A 17,970-nucleotide genomic window follows, 5' to 3' on the forward strand; every position below is an offset into this window, starting at 1 on the left:
CGGACCCGTTTCCCCGGCTCAGCTCAGCCCCTGCCGCCGTCGCCCCTGTCCCGGGGCCGGCCGCCAGGAGCCGCCGAGCCATGCCCGGCGCGGCCGTCCCCGCCGCGCCGGGCGCCCGCGGCCGGGCCCGCCCGGCCGGCCCGTCCTGTCCGTCCCGCCCCGTCCCGCCCGTCCCAGGAAAGGGATTTCCCCGTGCATTCACGCACTTCTGTGTCCGTCGCCGTCGGCACGGCGCTGCTGGCCGCGGCGATCGTCCCCGCCGCCGTGCTGCCCGCCCTGGCCGTCCCCCTGCTCCCGTCGTCCGCCGACCGGCCGGCCGCCCGGCAGGGGGCGGCGGGTCCGCCACCGGGGGAACGAGCCATCGGGCCCGGAGGTTCCACCCAGGAGGGCACCGTCAGCGCGGCGGCCCTGCTGGCCAGGACCGGCGCCTGCGACCAGATCTCCAAGGGCCACTACCGGGCCCGGGAGGAGGCTCCGGCCGACATCGCGGTCTGCGACGCCAACGGCGCCGTGTTCTTCAAGGCCGACATGGACATCGACTGCGACGGCCAGATCACCGAGCGGTGCAACCTCGACACCGATCCGTACTTCCAGAACTCCACGGCCTACACCGAGTCCGACGGCCGGACGCTCAACGCCGAGACCCTGCCGTACATCGTCGTGCCGATGCCCAGCGAGATCTGGAACTACCGCGCGTCGGGCATCCGGGGCGGGTCCGTCGCGGCCGTCATCCACGCCAACAAGGTCGTGTACGCCGTCGTCGGGGACACCGGGCCGCCCGGCATCATCGGGGAGGCGTCGTACGCCGCGGCCCGGGCGCTGGGGATCCAGGCCGACCCGTTCGGGGGCGGCGTCCCGTCGGGGGTGACGTACATCGTCTTCAAGAACGCCAAGGTCTCGCCCCTGGAGGATCCCGGGGCCGCGGCGAGGCTCGGTGACCGGCTGGCGCGGAAGTTCGTCGCGGAGAACTGACGGACGCCCGGGGCGGGAAACACGGGGCGGGAACGCCGGACGGAGCGCGGGACAGACAGAACGACCGGACTGAACGCGGGACGGAACGCGGCGGGGGCCGGCTGCACCGCCGGCCCCCTCCCCCGCGCACACGCACGCGCGCGTGCCGGTCAGACGATCCCCTCGGAGATCTCCGACTGCTCGCGGGCGTTGCCGTACGCCTGCGGGGTGCTGTACGAGCCGCGGGCCACATACCACCAGATGGTCGCCAGGACCAGCACGACGGCCAGCGCGATCACGGCGTAGTTCATGGAGTCGACGGTCACCGGGTTCGTCTGCGGCAGGCAGAAGAGCACGGTCACCATCGCCACCCACACCACGGCGATCCAGCCGATCGGCTTGCTCCAGCGGCCCAGGGTCCAGGGACCCGGCTCGAAGCGGCCCTTGGCGCGCAGCTTCAGGAAGATCGGGATGGCGTACGCGGGGGTGATGCCGATGACGTTGATCGCCGTCACCGCGCCGTACGCGGTCGCGGAGTAGAGCGAGGGAACGGCCAGGACCGCCGCGACGGCGACCGAGAGCCACACGGCGGGGACGGGCGTCTGCGTACGGCCGCTGACGCGCCGCCACACGGCCGAGCCGGGCAGGGCGTTGTCACGGCTGAAGGCGAACACCATCCGGCTGGCCGCCGCGACCTCCGCGTTGCCGCAGAAGAGCTGGGCCACGATCACCAGGAGCAGCAGCGCGGTGGCGCCGCTCGTGCCGAGCGCGTCGATCAGGATCTGCGCGGGCGGCACACCGGTGGCGCTGTCCTGGGCTCCCTTGTAGTCCTGGATGGCAAAGGTCAGCCCGGCGAGCAGGGCGAAACCGGCTATCCAGGAGACCCAGATGGCGCGGACGATACCGCGGGCGGCGGTGACGGACGCGTTGGAGGTCTCCTCGGAGAGGTGCGCGGACGCGTCGTATCCGCAGAAGGTGTACTGCGCGAGCAGCAGACCGATGGCGGCCACATAGAGCGGGTTCTGCCAGCCGGTGTCGTTGACGAACTCGGTGAAGACGAAGGACGCCGACTGGTGGCGGTCGGGGACGATCGCCAGGACGCCGACGATGATGGCCACACCGATCAGGTGCCACCAGACACTGATCGAGTTGAGCACACTGACGAGCTTCACACCGAAGAGGTTCAGCACGGCGTGCAGCAGCAGGATGCAGAGGAAGATCGCGAAGGTGGAGCCGGGGGTGGGCACGAAGCCGAACTGGAGGTTCAGGAAGGCCCCGGTGAAGAGCGCGGCGCCGTAGTCGATGCCGGCTATCGCGCCCAGCAGTCCGAGCAGGTTGAGCCAGCCGGTGTACCAGCCCCACTTGCGGCCGCCGAGCCGGTCGGCCATGTAGTAGAGCGCGCCCGAGGTGGGGTACGCGCTGGTGACCTCGGCCAGGGCCATGCCGACGCAGAGCACGAACAGGCCGACGCCCGCCCAGCCCCAGAGCATCACCGCGGGACCGCCGGTGCCCATGCCGAATCCGTACAGCGTCATGCAGCCGGAGAGGACGGAGATGACGGAGAAGCTGATGGCGAAGTTTCCGAAGCCGCCCATACGGCGCGCGAGAACCGGCTGATAGCCCAGTTCGCGCAGCCGCTGCTCTTCGTCCAACTGTGGCGCCGGCTCGGTCTTCGACCAAGTCGGAGGGGACGCGGACATGGAAATACCTCCGGTGCGGAAATGCAGGTGGGGGACGGGGATATGACGGATGTGGCGAATGCGACGGGCGGAACGGGTGCGGTCGGCGGGACCGGTGTGACTGGCAGGGCAAAAGTGACTGGTGGGGCAAAAGTGACTGGAGAGACAGATGTGACTGGCAGAGCGGGTGTGAATGGCGGGGCTGATGTGACTGGCGAGACGGGAGAGGTGGACGAGAGCATAAGGGGACGGACAGCGGTAACTTCACGGACGTATACGTACGGTGCGGCCGTCGCGGTTCAGCCGGACGGGCCGCCCCGCGCGTCACGGACCGCGCTGAGGCAGCGGCTCCGGGCGCGGACGAACACCTCCTCGGCCTGGGTGGCGTCGTTCTGACTGCGCGTACGGTACGCCCACGGGAGCGTGACGTAGTACGGGCCCAGCGCCTCGAAGACCCGGGCCGCCTCGTCGAACTTGAGGGCGCCCCAGAGGGCGTGCGCGAGATGGCTGAGGTCGAGCAGGGACGCCTCGGCGGGCGGTGTGTGGTCGAACCAGAGGGTCAGCGCGCGCAGCGCGTCCCTGGTGGCGTCCTCGGTGACCCAGTGGAGGTCGAGCGCCTTCTCGTGGCCGTTCTCGCGGCGGTAGCGCTCCACCCGTACGAACAGGGGCATGGCGTGCAGCGCGGAGCCCTCGGGCGCCGAGGAGGCGGCCCACTGGACGAAGTTGACCGCCTCGGACAGCGATCCGTCGGAGCGGCGCGCGTACACGAACTGGAGCATGCGGTGGTACGCCTCGCGGTTGTACGGATCGCGCTTGTCCGCCTCGGCGAGCAGGGCCCAGGGGCCGGGGAAGAGCATCGGGCCCGGCGGGGCGAGCCGGTGTTCCTCCAGCCGCTGCCGGCCGTCCAGTTGGGACAGCGCCAGCAGACACACCCAGGGCACCGGGTCGGCCGGGGAGCGGCGCGCGGCGGTGCCGCACGCCTCCCACGCCTGCTGCCACAGCTCCTGCGTGCGCGCATGTCCCTCCCGGTGGGCGCGGATGGCGCGTTCGACGGAGACCCGGGTGTGCATCACGGTCGCCGCGGCGCTGCCGGGCTCCTCCGCCAGCCACGCCTGCACGGTGTCGGAGCCGGCGGCGACGGCGGCCAGCACCTGGGTGCGCTGGGTCCACAGCGCCCAGCCCTCGGTGCCGGCCAGCAGGTCCCGCATCGACACCCAGCGGCCGGTGCGCAGTTCCTGGACGGCGGCGCGCAACGCGTTGTCGTGGCCCGCCGGGTGGTAGACGGGGCGGAAGTTGTCGTGCGCCATCAGTTCCACTCCCTTTGTCGCGCGCGGGGGGACGGCCGGGCGGCCGAGGCGGCTGCGGCCACTGAGGCGGCTGAAGCTAGCACCAGTCCTCCGCTCCCGGCCGCGACCGCTCCGCGTTCCCTCGCCCCACGGGAGTGCCCACGGGCCCGGACTGCGCGCGAGCCGTACATGTCCGGGCGCGGCCGAGGAGGCGCCCGGATGAAGTGGTCGTCGTCATTGGTCCTCTGGTGACGTGGGGGGTGGAGCGGTCCGGCGTTTACTGCGGAGGCATGGACCTGCCATGCCCGCGGCCGGGGGCCCGGTCGGTCCACCCTGCCGCTGCGGCGATCAGTGTAGGGGGCGTGGAGCGCGACTCGAACACGTTGCTGATCTTTCGCAACTCTCTGTTGATCATGGGGGGTTGTGAGTCACTCGGTGTGTGTGACGCGTAGATTTCGCAGGGACGGGGTCAAGTTGCCGCAAATCGGCCCACTCTGTCGTCCGGTCAGCGAACACTCCGGAGCGGATATGGCCAGAGGGGCTCGCCGTCGGTCAAGAACGTAACCGAACCGGTATCTCTCGAATACGCAGCGCTCACAGCGCCGTTCCCCACGCACGGCCAGGGACGAGGTCGCGGCCGGGCGCGGCAGGTCGCGGACACCATGACGGACCCCATGACGGACACCGTTGCGGGCGCACACACTGACCTATGCCACCGGCACGGAGCGGGGCCCCACCGGCGAAGGGGGAAACGCCGGTGGGGCCGGGCAGGCTCGTACGGCCGGAGGGGGTAAGGCCGCGAGCGTGGCTCCAGAAAGGCGTGTGCCCCCTCCCGCGCGACGTATGCGCCCCCGCCCCGGCGGGCTTCCGGAACCACTCCCTCCGGGCGCGCCCTTCCCGCCGCGGTGAACGGGGAGTGACCGGACCGCGTCCACCGGCCAAGGGGCGGGCGACGGTTCGCCACCCCGGCCGGAACCCGGTGATCCCTGTGCGGTGATGGGCGCGGACCGTTGGAACGTCGTTCATACGCAGGCCACGCCGGATCCCGACCATCGAAGTGCAGCCGGCGGACCGTCCCCGGCGCCCTCAGCGATGTGCCGGCACCCGGGAGACCGCACCATGTCACGTATACGCTCCGCAGTCACCGCCGTCGACCGCCGCTCCTTCCTCGCCGCGACCGGAGTGGCCGGGGTCTCGGCGGGTATCGGGCTGGCGCTGGGCCCGCGCGGCGGTTCCGGTACGGCCGCCGCGGCGCCGGAGGCCGTACCGGCGGGCGTTCCCGCCGCCCGTACCCCCGCCGTCACCCGTCCTGCGCCCACCCGCACCGCGCCCGCCCGGACCACACTGGACTCGGTCGCCGCGCCGCGTGACACCGCGGCGCCGTTCCGGCGGCTCGACGACGGCCCCGGCTGGCGCCGGGTCGTCCGGGAGCAGCTCGCCGCGCCGCGGGCCGGGCGCGCCGGACGCCGTACGGTGCTCAGCTCGTTCGTGCAGCTCACCGATCTGCACCTGGTGGACGTCCAGCACCCGGTGCGCACCGAGTATCTGCGCGCGCGGCAGATCTCCGGGTGGCGGCCGCAGGAGGCGCTGACAGTGCCGGGGGCGGTGTCACTGATCGAGCAGATCAACGCGCTCAAGGAGGGGCCCGCGACGGGGACCCCGCTGTCGTTCGCCGTGACGACCGGTGACAACACGGACAACAACTCGCGGGCGGAGCTGGACTGGTTCCTCACCGTGATGAGCGGGGGCCGGGTCACTCCCAACACGGGTGACGGGCGGCGCTACGAGGGGGTGCAGAACTCGGCGGCGCGGCTGTTCTGGCACCCGGAGGACGAGCTGCGTGACACCGACAAGCGGCTCGGCTTCCCCCGGATCGACGGCTTCCTCGCCGCCGCGATCCGCTCCGTGGACAGCCCCGGCCTGCGGATCCCGTGGTACTCGACCGTGGGCAACCACGACGGTCTGGCCAGTGGCGCCATGGCGGACCGCACGGGCTTCCTGGCGGACTTCGCCGTCGGTTCGAAGAAGCTGTACGGGATCCCCGACGCCGACGCCCAGGAGCTGCTGAAGCTCCTGTCCAAGGGCGGCGACCCCACCGGCGCGAAGCTGATCGAGCTGCTGCGCCGCTCGAAGCGGCTGATGCGCTCGATCACCCCGGACCCCCGCCGGGCGCCGTTCACCCCGCACGACTATCTGGCCGCGCATCTCGACCCGGCGTACACCGGCGCGGGTCCGGCGGGCCACGGCTACACGAAGGCGCACCTCGACAGCGACACGCTCTACTACACGTTCCCGATGGGGGAGAACATCACGGGCGTCAGTCTCGACACCACCGACCGCGGCGGCCACTACACCGGCTCGCTCGGCACCACCCAGCTGAACTGGCTGAAGCGGACCCTCAAGGAGCACCGGGACGGGTACGTCGTCGTCTTCAGCCACCACAACAGCTGGACGATGACCAACACCCACCCCGACCCCGCGCACCCCGGCGAGGCCAGGCACCACGGCGGCGAGGTCGTGGAGCTGCTCCAGCGCAGCCCCAATGTGCTGGCCTGGGTCAACGGGCACAGCCACCGCAACTCGATCCTTCCGCACGGCGGCTTCTGGGAGATCTCGACGGCGTCGCACATCGACTTCCCGCAGCTCGCCCGGGTCATCGAGATCACCGACAACAAGGACGGCACACTGTCGCTGTTCACCACCCTGATCGAGTCGGCCGCGCCGCACCGGACCGACTTCCGGGATCTCTCCCAGACCGGTCTCGCCGCGCTCTACCGGGAGCTGTCGCACAACGCGCCGGGCTCGACGACCGCCCCGGCGGGCAAGCCGGTGGACCGTAACACCGAGCTGCTGGTCAGCCGGTGACCCAGCGGCCGCGCGGGCGTCCCCGGCGGGTGGGCAGGCTGTACACCCCGGTCCTGCCGTCGGGCCACTCCGTACGACCCGGCACACTGTCCCTGGCGGTACCACGTCCGGCCCCGCCCGACGACACCGCCGTGGGAGGCACGATGGCGCTCCAGATCAGCGCGACCAACCCCGAGCAGCCCGCTGTGCTGCTGGACCTGCCGTGGCACACACCGCTCGACGCGTGGCCGGAGGAGTGTCTTGTCGCGCTGCCGCGCGGTATCTCCCGCCATGTGGTGCGCTTCGCGTCCGCCGGGCCCGAGGTGATGGCGGTCAAGGAGATCTCGGAGCGGGGCGCGGTCCGGGAGTTCGGGCTGCTGCGGGATCTGCACCGGCTGGGCATCCCCGCCGTCGACCCGGTGGCGGTGGTGACCGGCCGGCAGGGACCGGACGGCGAGCCGCTGGAGCCCGCGCTGATCACCCGGCATCTGAAGGGGTCGCTGCCGTACCGCGCGATGTTCGAGTCGACGATGCGTCCGAGCACGGTCAAGCGGCTCATGGACGCGCTGGCCGTGCTGCTGGTCCGGCTGCATCTGGCCGGGTTCGCCTGGGGCGACTGCTCGCTGTCGAACGTCCTGTTCCGGCGGGACGCGGGGGCGTACGCCGCCTATCTGGTGGACGCCGAGACGGGCCAGCTCCAGCAGAACCTGAGCACCGGCCAGCGGGACTACGACATCGAGCTGGCGCGGGTGAACATCGCCGGTGAGCTGATGGACCTGGAGGCGTCGGGCGCGCTGCACCCGTCGGTCGACCCGGTGCCGTTCGGCACGGCGATCGTCAAGCGGTACGAGGATCTCTGGCACGAGGTGACGCGCGAGTCGGTGTACCCGGTGGGCAAGCGGCACTACATCGACCGGCGGATCCGGCGGCTCAACGATCTGGGGTTCGACGTGGCGGAGATGCAGATCAAGCGCTCGCCGCAGGGGGACACGGTCACCTTTCTGCCGAAGGTCGTGGACGCCGGCCACCACCAGCGCCAGCTGCTGCGGCTGACGGGGCTGGACGCCGAGGAGAACCAGGCGCGGCGGCTGCTGAACGACCTGGAGAGCTGGATGGCCGGCGAGGACGACTACGCGCCGGGCGATCCGCTGGGCGCCCGGCCGGAGGTGCTGGCGCACCGCTGGGTCCGCGATGTGTTCCGGCCGACCGTACGGGCCGTACCGCTGGAGCTGCGCGGCGACATGGACACGGCGCAGATCTACCACGAGGTGCTGGAGCACCGCTGGTACCTGTCGGAGGCGATGGGGTACGACGTGGGGCTGGAGGCGACGGTCGGGGACTACATCGTGAACGTGCTGCCGCGCACGGTGGCCGCGATGGAGCCGAAGGCGGCGGGCACGACGGACGAGGCGGCGGATCTGTCGCCTTGAGCGCGGGCGCCCGGGCGCGCGTCGTCCCGGGCCGCGCCGGCGGCGCTCGCCAGGGGCAGCCACCGCCTCCGCCACCGAGCCGCGCCGCGGCGTCTGGCACCTGTCACTGAAGCGCGTGTACGGCCGCGCTGAAGAGTGTCGGCAGCCGGGCCGCCGCCGGGACGATCAGGCGGGCGCTCGTCCGGTGGCCGCCGAGCCTGACCAGCACCTCGGTCAGCAGCCGGTGGCGCCGGGACAGCGCGCGCCAGGCGCGTTCGTACTCCTGCGGCCGGCCCGCGCGCAGGCACCGTACGGCCGCCTCCGCCGACGCCAGCGCGAGCGCGACGCCCTCGCCGGTGAGCGCGTCGACATAGCCCGCCGCGTCGCCCACGAGCAGCACCCGCCCCGCCGTTCTGCGGCGCACCCGCCGGCGCAGGGGTCCGGCGCCGCGTACGGCGGTGGCGGGCTCGCCGGCCAGCCGGGCGCGCAGCTCCGGGAAGGCGGCGAGATGGTCGTCGTAGCCGCGCCGGACGGTGCTCAGCACGGCGACGCCGACCAGATCGTCGGCCACCGGAGTCACATACGCCTCCCCCGCCCCGCCCGTCGGCGACCAGTGCACCTCGACGAAGTCGGTCCAGGGCGGCACCCGGTAGTGCCGCCGCTGGCCGTAGCGCCGGGGCCGGTGGTCCGGCAGCTCCAGGCCGAGCCCGCGCCGTACGGGCGAGTGGAGCCCGTCCGCCGCCACCAGCCAGCGCGCCCGCAGCCCGCCCGCCGTGACGGAGTCCGCGCCCTGCTCGACGGCGCCGACCCGGCCGGTGACCGTCCGTACGCCGGACTCCTCGGCCCGGCGCGCCAGCGCGGCGTGCAGTTCCGTACGCCGGATACCGAGCCCCGTACCGCCGTCGAAGGGTGCCTCCGGGCGGTGCGGGCCCTGTACGTAGCGGATGCCGCGCAGCTCGCGGCCGAGGGGGACGCCGACGCCGAGCGCGCGCAGCGCCCGTACGCCGCTGGGCATCACGCCCTCGCCGCACGCCTTGTCCACGGGGGTGGCGCGTGGCTCGATCACGACGGTCTCCAGGCCGGCCCGCGCGGCGTGCACGGCGGTGGCGAGCCCGGCCGGCCCGCCGCCCACGACGAGCAGGTCGATCACGGGGAGAGGCCCGGCGGTACGGCGCCGGCGGCCGTCGGGCCGGGGCCCGGTCCTGGACCTGCCGCGCCCAGCGCGCGGTTCTCGCACCGTACGCGGACGGTCAGCACGACCGCGTTGAGGAGGGTGAACACCAGCGCGGTCAGCCAGGCGCCGTGGACCAGCGGCAGCGCCACCCCCTCGGCGACCACCGCCACGTAGTTGGGGTGCCGCAGCAGCCGGTACGGGCCGCCCTCGACCAGCGGCAGTCCCGGTACGACGAGCACCTTGGTGTTCCAGCGCGGGCCGAGCGTACGGACGCACCACCAGCGCAGCGCCTGCGCGGCCACGACGACGGCGAGCATCGTCCAGCCGAGCGCCGGCGTGAACGGCCGGTCGGCCAGCCGTACTTCCGCCAGAGCGCCCAGCAGCAGCACGGTGTGCAGGGCCACCATCGCGGGGTAGTGCCCGCGGCCGTGCTCGACGGCGCCGCGCGCCAGGCTCCAGCGGGCGTTGCGCCGGGCGACGGCCAGTTCGGCGACGCGTTCGGCACCGACGGCCAGGACCAGCGCGGTGTACCAGATCATGACTGACTCTCCAGAGGTCGCCAAGAGGTCGCTATAGATCGCCACAGGTCGCTACCAGCGGAGCAGGACCAGCTCCGCGCAGAAGCCCGGCCCCATGGCGAGCAGCAGCCCCGCGCTCCCGGCGGGCGGCGGCCGTTCGGCCAGGGTGTCGCGCAGGACGTGCAGGACGGACGACGACGACAGATTGCCGACCGCCGCCAGGGAGCGCCAGGTGAAGTCGAGGGCACCGTCGGGCAGTTCGAGGACCTCCTCGACGGCCTCCAGGACCTTCGGGCCGCCCGGGTGGCAGACCCAGGCGGTGATGTCGGCGCGGGTCAGCCCGTGGTCGGCGAGGAAGCCGTCCACGTCCGCGGCGAGGTTCTTGCGGACGAGGTCGGGGACGCCCGCGTCCAGCACGATCCGGAAGCCGGAGCCGGTGATGTCCCAGCCCATCGCCCGCTCGGTGTCCGGGTAGAGCCGGCTGCGGGTGTCGACGACGACGGGGCCCGGACGCCCGGGGCCGCCGGTGGTGGCGGGCCGCCGGGAGCCGCACGCCACGACGGCGGCGGCGCCGTCCCCGAAGAGGGCGGAGGCGACGAGATTGGCCGTCGAGGAGTCGCCGCGCTGGAAGGTGAGCGAGCACAGCTCGACCGAGAGAAGGACGGCCACGTCGTCGGGGCGCCCCAGCAGATAGTCGTGGAGCCGCCCGATCCCGGCCGCTCCCGCGACACATCCGAGCCCGAAGACCGGCACCCGCCGTACATCGGGGCGCAGGCCCAGCCGGCCGACGAGGCGCGCGTCCACGGACGGCGCGGCGATGCCCGTCACCGAGGTGAAGATCAGCAGGTCAATGTCGCGCGGAGAGAGCCCCGCCGTGTCCAGCGCCCCGGCGACGGCCTCGGCGCCGAGCGGTACGGCGGTGGCGATGAACGCGTCGTTGACCTCGCCGAAGTCCTCCAGACCGCCGTACCGGTCCAGCGGGAGGGCCGTATGACGTGTCGTCACCCGCGCCCCGCGGTGCAGCCGGTCGAGCACACGGCGGTCGGCGCCCGGCGGCAGACAGGTCCTGGCGACCATGTCCGTGATGGTGTGCTGGCTGTGGCGGTGGGGAGCCAGGGCTCCATGGACGGCTGCGATGCGGGTCATCTGCGGTCCGGGGTCGAAGGACGAACGGACGTGCCATCCCTGCCCACGCGACGCGCCGCCACACACGAAGTCGCCTGTACGGCCCCGTCCGGCGGTGGCGCCGCCCTACGATGAGCCGCGTGGACGCCTCCGAGCAGCCGGTGCCAGCGCTGTGGCCGCGCGGGGCCGCGGCCCTGCTGGGCTCGTGTCACCCCGGGCCGACGGCCGCGGTGACGCTGCTGGTCGCCGGGCTCGCCGTGGCGGCCGGGCGGAGCGGGCCGGGCACCGCCCTCGCCGTCGCCGCCGTACTGACCGGTCAGCTGTCCGTCGGCTGGAGCAACGACGCCGTGGACGCGGCGCGCGACACCGCGGCGGGCCGGACCGCCAAGCCCGTGGTGGGCGGGGCGGTCGGCGTACGGACGGTGTGGACCGCCGCGCTGGCCGCGCTGGCGCTCTGCGTCCCGCTCTCCCTCGGGTGCGGGCCGCTCGCGGGCGCGGTGCATCTGGCGGGCGTGGCCGCGGCCTGGGCGTACAACCTCCGGCTCAAGCGGACCGTCCTGTCCTGGCTGCCGTACGCGGTCGGGTTCGCGTCACTGCCCGCGTTCGTGACGCTCGGTCTGCCGGGGCGGCCGTGGCCGCCGTGGTGGGTGACCGCCGCCGCCGCGCTGGTGGGGGTCGGCGCGCATCTGGGGAACGTCCTGCCGGACATCGCGTCCGACCTGGCCCTCGGGGTACGCGGCTGGCCGCAGCGCCTGGGGCCCGACACCGTACGGCTGCTGCTGCCGGTCCCGCTGGTGGCGGCGACGGTACTGCTCGCCCTCGGCCGGCCGGACGCGCTCGGCGCCGCCGCCGTGGCGCTGGCGCTGGGGGCGGCCGTCGGCGGGGCGCTGAGGGGGCGTCACCGGCCGGGGGCGGCGTTCCTCGCGGCGGTCGTCGTGGCGGGCGTGGACGTGGCGCTGCTGCTGGCGCAGGGCGCGGTACGCGGCTGAGCGGGCGCGGTACGAGGATAGGTACCGGGCCGGATTCGGGGCCGCTTCCCGGGCTGAATCAGGCCGTTCCGCCGGGACGGGCACGCGGCGGCGGGTTCGGACGTTGACCGTGGTGTCCTGTGTGACACCTGAGGAGAGATGACGGAATGGCCCTGTGGGACCGGTTCAAGGAATCCGCCGCGACGATGCAGACGCAGCTCGTGGCGAAGAAGAACGACCTCAAGAGCGGTGCCTTCCGCGACGCGAGCATGGCCATGTGTGCCCTGGTCGCCGCGGCGGACGGCTCGGTCGACCCGTCGGAGCGGCAGCGCGTCGCCGCGCTGATCGCCGGCAATGAGGTGCTCCAGAATTTCCCGGCCGAAGACCTCCAGCGACGCTTCGACGACTATCTGAACAAGCTGGCCGCCGACTTCGCGTTCGGCAAGGTCGGTCTGCTCCAGGAGGTCGCCAAGGCCAAGAAGAAGCCCGCGGAGGCGCGGGCGGTCATCCAGATCGGCATCGTCATCGGCGGCGCCGACGGCGACTTCGACAAGACCGAGCAGGCCGTGGTCCGCGAGGCGTGCTACGCGCTGGACCTGCCGCCGCACGAGTTCGACCTCTGATCCGTTCCGGGCCGCGCGGGACGGCGGTGGCGCACCGCCGCCGCCCCGCGTCCCGGTCGGGTCAGCCGCGGTCCTTGCGGAACGCCCAGGCCATCTCGGGCTCCAGGGCGAAGCGGAAGACCCGCCGGACCGGTGGCGTGCAGAGCAGCGTGACGGCCGCGGCGGCCAGGACGGACACCAGGACGGCGCCGGCGGGCTCGCGCACCGGGCCCGCGCCGTACCAGTCCCAGGTGGACGCGCTCTGCGCGAGGAAGCCGTGCAGCAGATAGCCGCAGAGCGTGCCCGCGCCGAGCGGCGTGAACCACGTCCGGCGGCCGGGCACCCAGGCCAGGAAGCAGACGGTCAGGACCAGTGAGCAGCAGAGGAGCGCGAGTGTCATCAGCACCCCGGCCCACCAGGGGGCGCCCAGCTCCTGCGCGCTGTCCCGGTGGAAGAACCACGCCATGTTCATCCGGGTGACCGCCCAGTAGGCGAACACGACGGCGGCGGCGAGGACCGGCACGGCCGCCAGCCGCACCTCCCGGCGCCGTACGAGCCGGAAGTGCTCCGGCCGCAGCAGCAGCCCGAGCACGAAGAACGGCAGGAACTGAAGGACCCGCTGGAGGTCGAGATCGTCCCCGATGTCGGGCGACACGACCGCCAGCACGGCGATCGCCACCGCCAGCGGGAACGGCCACCGGACCAGGCGCCAGATGGGCGCCGTCAGCCGCCAGATGAAGAGCGCGACGAGGAACCAGGTCAGGTACCACGGGTCCAGCAGGGTGATCTCCATGTCCGGATCGTCGTCGGTCCACCGGTGGAAGAGGCTGTAGGCGATCTCGAACACGACGTACGGGACGGCGATTCCGGTGATCAGCCGGCGCACCTGGCCGGGCCGGAGGTCGAAACTCCGCGAGAAGTAGCCGGAGATGACGATGAACGCCGGCATGTGGAAGCTGTAGACGACGATGTAGAGCGCGGAGACCGCCCGGCTGTCGTCGCGCAGCGGCTCCCAGGAGTGTCCGACGGCGACCAGCACGATCGCCAGGTACTTCGCGTTGTCGAAGAACGCGTCACGCGTCCTGGCCGGAGCGCCGGTTCCGGTTCCGGTTCCGCTTCCGCTTCGGGTTCCGGGCTCCGTTCCGGTTCCGGTTCCGGGCTCCGTTCCGGTTCCGGTTCCGGCCTCGGCACGGACGGTGCGTTGATCAGTGATCTGCGTCATATTGCCGCCCAAAGGGAACCTTTGAACGGGACAGCGCCTCTTAGCAAGTTCGTGGGGGAAAACCGCTCAGTACACATTCCCCGCACCCTAACGAAGCGCCCGGCGTCCCCCGCCACCCGGGCGACCGGCACCGCCCGATCCGGCCAGCACCCGATCCGGCCACCCGCCGTCAGAGCCGGAGCAGCTCCGCCGCGAGGCGTTCGATCCTGTTCCGCCACGCGATCGAGAGGGCGTCCGTGACGGATTCCGCCGGGCCGGTCTGGGTGAGCACGAGCCGGGCGCCGTGCCCCGTACCGTCACGCAGTTCCCAGACGACCGTGGTGTCCGGCTCGGCGCGGTACGTGAGGGAGTGCGGCGCCCGCACCTCCGTGACCGGGCCGGCCGTGACCCCGTCGGCGGTGAAGCCCTCCGGGACGGGCAGTCCGGCCACCGGCTCGATGCCCGCCGACAGCGCCGCCCAGACGGTCCCGGCCGGCCGGACGAGCTGCCGCTCGAAGCGGATCCGCCGCTCGCCCGTCTCCCCCAGGGTCTCGACGGTGCCCCGGTCGAGGCCGAAGCGGTGGAGGTACGCCTCGTGCAGCGCGCCCGTGTCCCGGCCGGCCGGGACGGGCTCGCCGTCGAGCGACCGCGCCAGCGCGGCGACGCACAGGTGCCAGCCCGAGGCGAAACTGGCGGCGCCGGGGAGATCCCCGAAGGTGTGGACGAGGGTGAGCAGCGCGCCCCCGCCCTTGGGGGCGACGCTCCAGCGCAGTTCGTCGCCGCCCCAGGTGAAGGCGAGGAGGCGCGGCTCGTCGACCGCCATGACGATGCCCTTGGTCCTCGGGTCGCCGTCCTCGGCGCCGGGAAAGCGGAAGACGATCCGGCCGCCGGGGGCGAGGTCGAGGGTAACCTCGGCGGGGAACCACCGCCCCAGGGCGGCGGGGTCGGTGAGCGCGGTCCAGACCCGCTCGGGCGGGTGGGCGAGCGCGCGCTCGATCCGCAGCGTGGCCCGGCCGTCGGCCGTGGTCAGGGTGGCGTCGTACGGATCCGGCGAAGGGCCGGTGGTGTCGTTCGTGCCGGGGGTGCTGTTCATGGTGTGTCGTCCTCGGTCGCGTGCGAGTGGTGCGTGGGGGGCAGTGTGTGGGGGGGCAGTGTGTTGGGGGGCGGTGTGTTGGGGGCGGTGTGCGCGGAGGTGTTGTGTTCGGGGTGATGTGCGGGGGACCCTGGGGCCCGGGATCCACTCGTACCACCGGCGCGGCGCGTCCCGCCGTACCCGTGCGGCGCGGGGCTCTCGTGTTTCGGCCATCCGGCCCGGCGGCCGGGGGCCGAGACTGGCTGGAACCGGCTGGTGACAGTTGGTCAGCGCTACCCGCATAGTTGGAAGTTCGGGCACTCGGAGGCCGCGCCCCGCCGCATGGCGGGCTGGACCTGCGCGTTCACCCCGCGACCGCGCGACGTCACTGCAAAGCACTGCGGCCCAGGCCACCAGGCACCACAGAACGGCGCAAGGAGAGCGGCCGTGCATGACGAATTCCTGTGCCATGTCACCGCGTACGGCATCTGCGGCGGACAGCGCATCGGCGTACCCCTGGGCACCTACCGCGCCCCGACTCTCGCACTCGCCCTGTGGTGGTTACGGGACCGCGCGACCTGGATCGCGGAGCGGCTCGACCCCAGCCCCGAGAGCAGCCGTATCCCGGTCCGGGCGCTGGCGCCGGTGGCGGAGAACGTACCGGACGTACCGGCCGCGTTACGGGCCTGGCGGGACGATGTGGCCCACCAGGACATGATCGCGGAGCATCTGGCGGCCGGCCGTCTCGTCCGGATCGCCACCCAGGACGACACCACGGAGTACGAGCTGCTCGCGGAGTCCGTGGACGCGCTGCGCATGAACCGGGCGCTGCCGGTCCTGATCACGCCCATGCTCCCCGAGCCGCCGCCGTGGGAGCGCTCCCTCGCCACCTCGTCCCCGCACGCCACGTACGAGTATCCGGCGTGGGGGGACGCAGGGTAGCGGGTCCCGGGCAGCCGGTCGAAGCGTGCCCCGTCGGCACGAGTCCCGCGTCAGCGCGGGGCCGGGGCCGCCTCCGTGTCGCCCTGGGCGATCTCGATGTGGGTGTGGAGTTCGTTCGCGGCCTGGAGCGCCGCGCTGCCGGAGACCGTGAGACAGAGCAGCAGCGCGCCCGCGACGAGCCGGCCGGTGCGCGGCAGGACGGGCCGCCCGGCCTGGCCGCCGTCCAGCAGCGCGGCGACCCGGCGGGGCACGGGGCCCGCGGTCGCCGCGAGGACCGTGGCCGGTCTGCCGGGCAGCGGCGCCTTCGTGGCCAGCGCGGCGCGGGCGATCGCGCGGGCGGCCAGCCGCCGGTCGCCGACGTCCGCCGCGGCGGCCTCGTCGGCGGCGCGCTCCAGGGCGTAGGCGAGCGGGTCGCGCAGGGCGCGCAGGGCGGGGTGGCACAGGGCGGCGAGTTCGGCCGCGACGAGCAGCAGGTGGTGACGGCCGCGCAGATGCGCGCGTTCGTGGGCGAAGAGGGCCTCGCGCTCGGCGGGTTCCAGGGCGCGCAGCATGCCGGTGGTGACGACGATCCGGCCGGGGCGGCCGGGCAGCGCGTACGCGTCGGGCCGGTCGTCGCGGAGCACGGCCAGTTCGTCCGCCGTCCCGCCGGTGGCGGCCCTGGCCCGGCGCAGCTCGGCCCGGTCGCGCAGCGCGGTGGCGACGAGCAGGGGCGTTCGCCAGAGCAGCAGCCCCCCGGCGGCCAGCGCGAGCCCGACCGTGACGGCGGGCGGCCCCACCGTCAGCGGCTCGGCGAGATCACCGAGGACGGCGACGAAGGGCAGGTACGAGGCGCCCGGCACGACGAGCAGCGCGAGCGCGGCGGAGCTGGTGGCGGCCAGCGCGAGCGCGACGGCGGCGAGCAGCCAGGCGGCGTGCCGGGGCGCGAGGGCGGCGGCGACCCGGCGGGCGGCGGGCACCGCGAGGAACGGCATCAGGAGCGGCACCCAGACCAGCGGCGTCCAGAGGAACAGCGTCACCGGATCTCACCGCCGTCCAGCAGGGAGCGCAGCAGCGCCTCGTCCTCGTCGTTGAGCTGGGAGACGAAGCGGGCCAGGACGGCGCCGCGGTCCTCGTCCTTGGCCAGTTCGGAGTGCATCCGGCGGGCGGTGAGCCCGGGGGCGTCCTCGGTGGGCGAGTAGGCGTAGCCCCGGCCGGCCCTGACCCGGCTCACGCTGCCCTTCTCGTACAGCCGGGACAGGATGGTGGTGACCGTGGTGCGGGCGAGCGACACGCCGAGCGCGCGCTGGACCTGGCCGGGTGTGAGCGGCTCGGCCGCCGCCCACAGAGCCGCCAGCACACCGGCTTCCAGCTCCCCCGCCGGCCGCCGCTCCGCGCTCTCGTCCCTCATGGGAACGTCCCTCCCGTTTCCGTCGTCTACAGTGACGTAGACCGTCTACAGATCTGTAGTCAATCGAGTCCATCAGATCGTCAGGCAGATTTCCCCTGCCACCATTATGGGAGCAGCCCTCATATGGCCGTATCCGCGCTCGCCGTGCCGACGCTGCCGCTCGCCGTGAACCTCGCCGTGAATCCCCTCGACGCCGGATCGCTGCTCTCCTCGTTCGGCGCCCTGGGCATCGCCGTGGTCCTCTTCGCCGAGACGGGCCTGCTGATCGGCTTCTTCCTCCCCGGCGACTCCCTGCTCTTCACCGCCGGGCTGCTGTGCGTCCCGGGCATCCGGGGCGCGGTGCATCTCTCGCTCCCGCAGGTCCTGCTCGCCTCGCTGGCCGGTGCCCTGCTGGGGGCGCAGACCGGCTTCTGGATCGGGCGGCGCGGCGGCCGGGCGCTGCTGGCGCGCGGGCGCTCGCGCAAGCTCAAGGAGGGCGCGGCCCGCGCGGAGGAGCTTCTCGAACGGTACGGGCACGGCAGGGCCGTCGTGCTCGCCCGCTTCGTCCCCGTCGTCCGTACGGTGCTCAACCCGCTGGCCGGGGCGCTGAACGTGCCGGCCAGGGTCTTCACGTTCTGGCAGATCGCCGGCGGCGCGCTCTGGACGGTCGGGCTCGTGCTCGCCGGGTACGGGCTGGGCTCCTCCGTACCGAACGTGGACCGCTATCTGCTGCCCCTCGTCGCGCTGGTCGTGATCGTCTCGCTGATCCCCCTGGCGCTGGAGCTGCTGCGCTCGCGCCGGGCCACCGAAGGAGGCACCCGCTGATGACGGGC

Annotated in this window: 15 protein-coding genes and 1 pseudogene; 7 read left to right on the forward strand and 9 right to left on the reverse strand. The window is 73.3% G+C overall.

Translation table 11 applies throughout. The features are described from left to right. Nucleotides 1-192 precede the first annotated feature (192 nt). On the forward strand, nt 193-972 hold the full coding sequence (locus tag DVK44_RS00715) for a glycoside hydrolase family 75 protein (protein WP_114657686.1): 780 nt from the start codon (nt 193-195) through the stop codon (nt 970-972). A gap of 149 nt (nt 973-1,121) precedes the next feature. Here DVK44_RS00715 and DVK44_RS00720 read toward each other — a convergent pair whose 3' ends face one another. Then, nucleotides 1,122-2,651, reverse strand: coding sequence for an amino acid permease (locus DVK44_RS00720; RefSeq protein WP_114657688.1), 1,530 nt, complete (start codon nt 2,649-2,651; stop codon nt 1,122-1,124). A gap of 278 nt (nt 2,652-2,929) precedes the next feature. After that, the gene (locus tag DVK44_RS00725) at nt 2,930-3,937 is read right to left on the reverse strand and encodes a hypothetical protein (protein ID WP_114657690.1); all 1,008 of its coding nucleotides are present in this window, start codon (nt 3,935-3,937) and stop codon (nt 2,930-2,932) included. 1,098 nt (nt 3,938-5,035) lie between these two features. Here DVK44_RS00725 and DVK44_RS00730 point away from each other — a divergent pair. Beyond that, nucleotides 5,036-6,781 carry a TIGR03767 family metallophosphoesterase gene (locus tag DVK44_RS00730; protein WP_114657692.1) on the forward strand — a complete coding sequence of 582 codons (1,746 nt, stop codon included), beginning with the start codon at nt 5,036-5,038 and terminating at the stop codon, nt 6,779-6,781. 143 nt (nt 6,782-6,924) lie between these two features. Beyond that, entirely contained in the window at nt 6,925-8,190 is a 1,266-nt protein-coding gene (locus tag DVK44_RS00735; RefSeq protein WP_114664801.1) for a DUF4032 domain-containing protein, read from the forward strand. 103 nt (nt 8,191-8,293) lie between these two features. Here DVK44_RS00735 and DVK44_RS00740 read toward each other — a convergent pair whose 3' ends face one another. Genes DVK44_RS00740 through DVK44_RS00750 form a run of 3 tightly spaced genes read right to left on the reverse strand, consistent with a single transcriptional unit; the run spans nt 8,294 to nt 11,007 of the window. After that, the gene (locus tag DVK44_RS00740; RefSeq protein WP_114657694.1) at nt 8,294-9,319 is read right to left on the reverse strand and encodes an NAD(P)/FAD-dependent oxidoreductase; all 1,026 of its coding nucleotides are present in this window, start codon (nt 9,317-9,319) and stop codon (nt 8,294-8,296) included. Beyond that, nucleotides 9,316-9,882, reverse strand: coding sequence for an isoprenylcysteine carboxyl methyltransferase family protein (locus tag DVK44_RS00745; RefSeq protein ID WP_114657696.1), 567 nt, complete (start codon nt 9,880-9,882; stop codon nt 9,316-9,318). The genes DVK44_RS00740 and DVK44_RS00745 overlap by 4 nt, the downstream gene beginning before the upstream one ends. Nucleotides 9,883-9,933: 51 nt before the next feature. Continuing rightward, nucleotides 9,934-11,007 (reverse strand): type III polyketide synthase, encoded by a 1,074-nt coding sequence (locus DVK44_RS00750; RefSeq protein WP_114657698.1) that lies wholly within the window; start codon nt 11,005-11,007, stop codon nt 9,934-9,936. A 110-nt stretch (nt 11,008-11,117) separates the two neighbouring features. Here DVK44_RS00750 and DVK44_RS00755 point away from each other — a divergent pair, with 110 nt between their 5' ends. Next, complete coding sequence (locus DVK44_RS00755; RefSeq protein ID WP_114657700.1) at nt 11,118-11,975, forward strand: UbiA family prenyltransferase; 858 nt, start codon at nt 11,118-11,120, stop codon at nt 11,973-11,975. Nucleotides 11,976-12,121: 146 nt separating this feature from the next. After that, complete coding sequence (locus tag DVK44_RS00760; RefSeq protein ID WP_114657702.1) at nt 12,122-12,577, forward strand: tellurite resistance TerB family protein; 456 nt, start codon at nt 12,122-12,124, stop codon at nt 12,575-12,577. A gap of 61 nt (nt 12,578-12,638) precedes the next feature. Here DVK44_RS00760 and DVK44_RS00765 read toward each other — a convergent pair whose 3' ends face one another. Together DVK44_RS00765 and DVK44_RS00770 are read right to left on the reverse strand one after the other, a co-directional pair. Further along, the gene (locus DVK44_RS00765; RefSeq protein ID WP_114657704.1) at nt 12,639-13,778 is read right to left on the reverse strand and encodes an acyltransferase family protein; all 1,140 of its coding nucleotides are present in this window, start codon (nt 13,776-13,778) and stop codon (nt 12,639-12,641) included. Nucleotides 13,779-13,947: 169 nt separating this feature from the next. Next, complete coding sequence (locus DVK44_RS00770) at nt 13,948-14,850, reverse strand: SRPBCC family protein (protein ID WP_114657706.1); 903 nt, start codon at nt 14,848-14,850, stop codon at nt 13,948-13,950. Between the two features lie 426 nt (nt 14,851-15,276). On the opposite strand from DVK44_RS00770, the pseudogene DVK44_RS00775 reads away from it, so the two are divergent. After that, nucleotides 15,277-15,681, forward strand: a pseudogene (locus DVK44_RS00775) (hypothetical protein); the annotation flags it as partial. A gap of 140 nt (nt 15,682-15,821) precedes the next feature. Here the strand turns inward: DVK44_RS00775 and DVK44_RS00780 are convergent. After that, complete coding sequence (locus DVK44_RS00780) at nt 15,822-16,787, reverse strand: M48 family metalloprotease (RefSeq protein WP_228446935.1); 966 nt, start codon at nt 16,785-16,787, stop codon at nt 15,822-15,824. After that, complete coding sequence (locus DVK44_RS00785; protein ID WP_114657708.1) at nt 16,784-17,158, reverse strand: BlaI/MecI/CopY family transcriptional regulator; 375 nt, start codon at nt 17,156-17,158, stop codon at nt 16,784-16,786. Before DVK44_RS00785 ends, DVK44_RS00780 begins: the two co-directional genes overlap by 4 nt. A gap of 123 nt (nt 17,159-17,281) precedes the next feature. Here DVK44_RS00785 and DVK44_RS00790 point away from each other — a divergent pair, with 123 nt between their 5' ends. Then, nucleotides 17,282-17,962: a DedA family protein gene (locus tag DVK44_RS00790; protein WP_114657710.1), complete on the forward strand. Its 681-nt coding sequence runs from the start codon at nt 17,282-17,284 to the stop codon at nt 17,960-17,962. The last annotated feature ends 8 nt before the right edge of the window (nt 17,963-17,970 follow it).

It is taken from the genome of Streptomyces paludis, assembly GCF_003344965.1.
In the GTDB taxonomy this organism is placed as follows: domain Bacteria; phylum Actinomycetota; class Actinomycetes; order Streptomycetales; family Streptomycetaceae; genus Streptomyces; species Streptomyces paludis.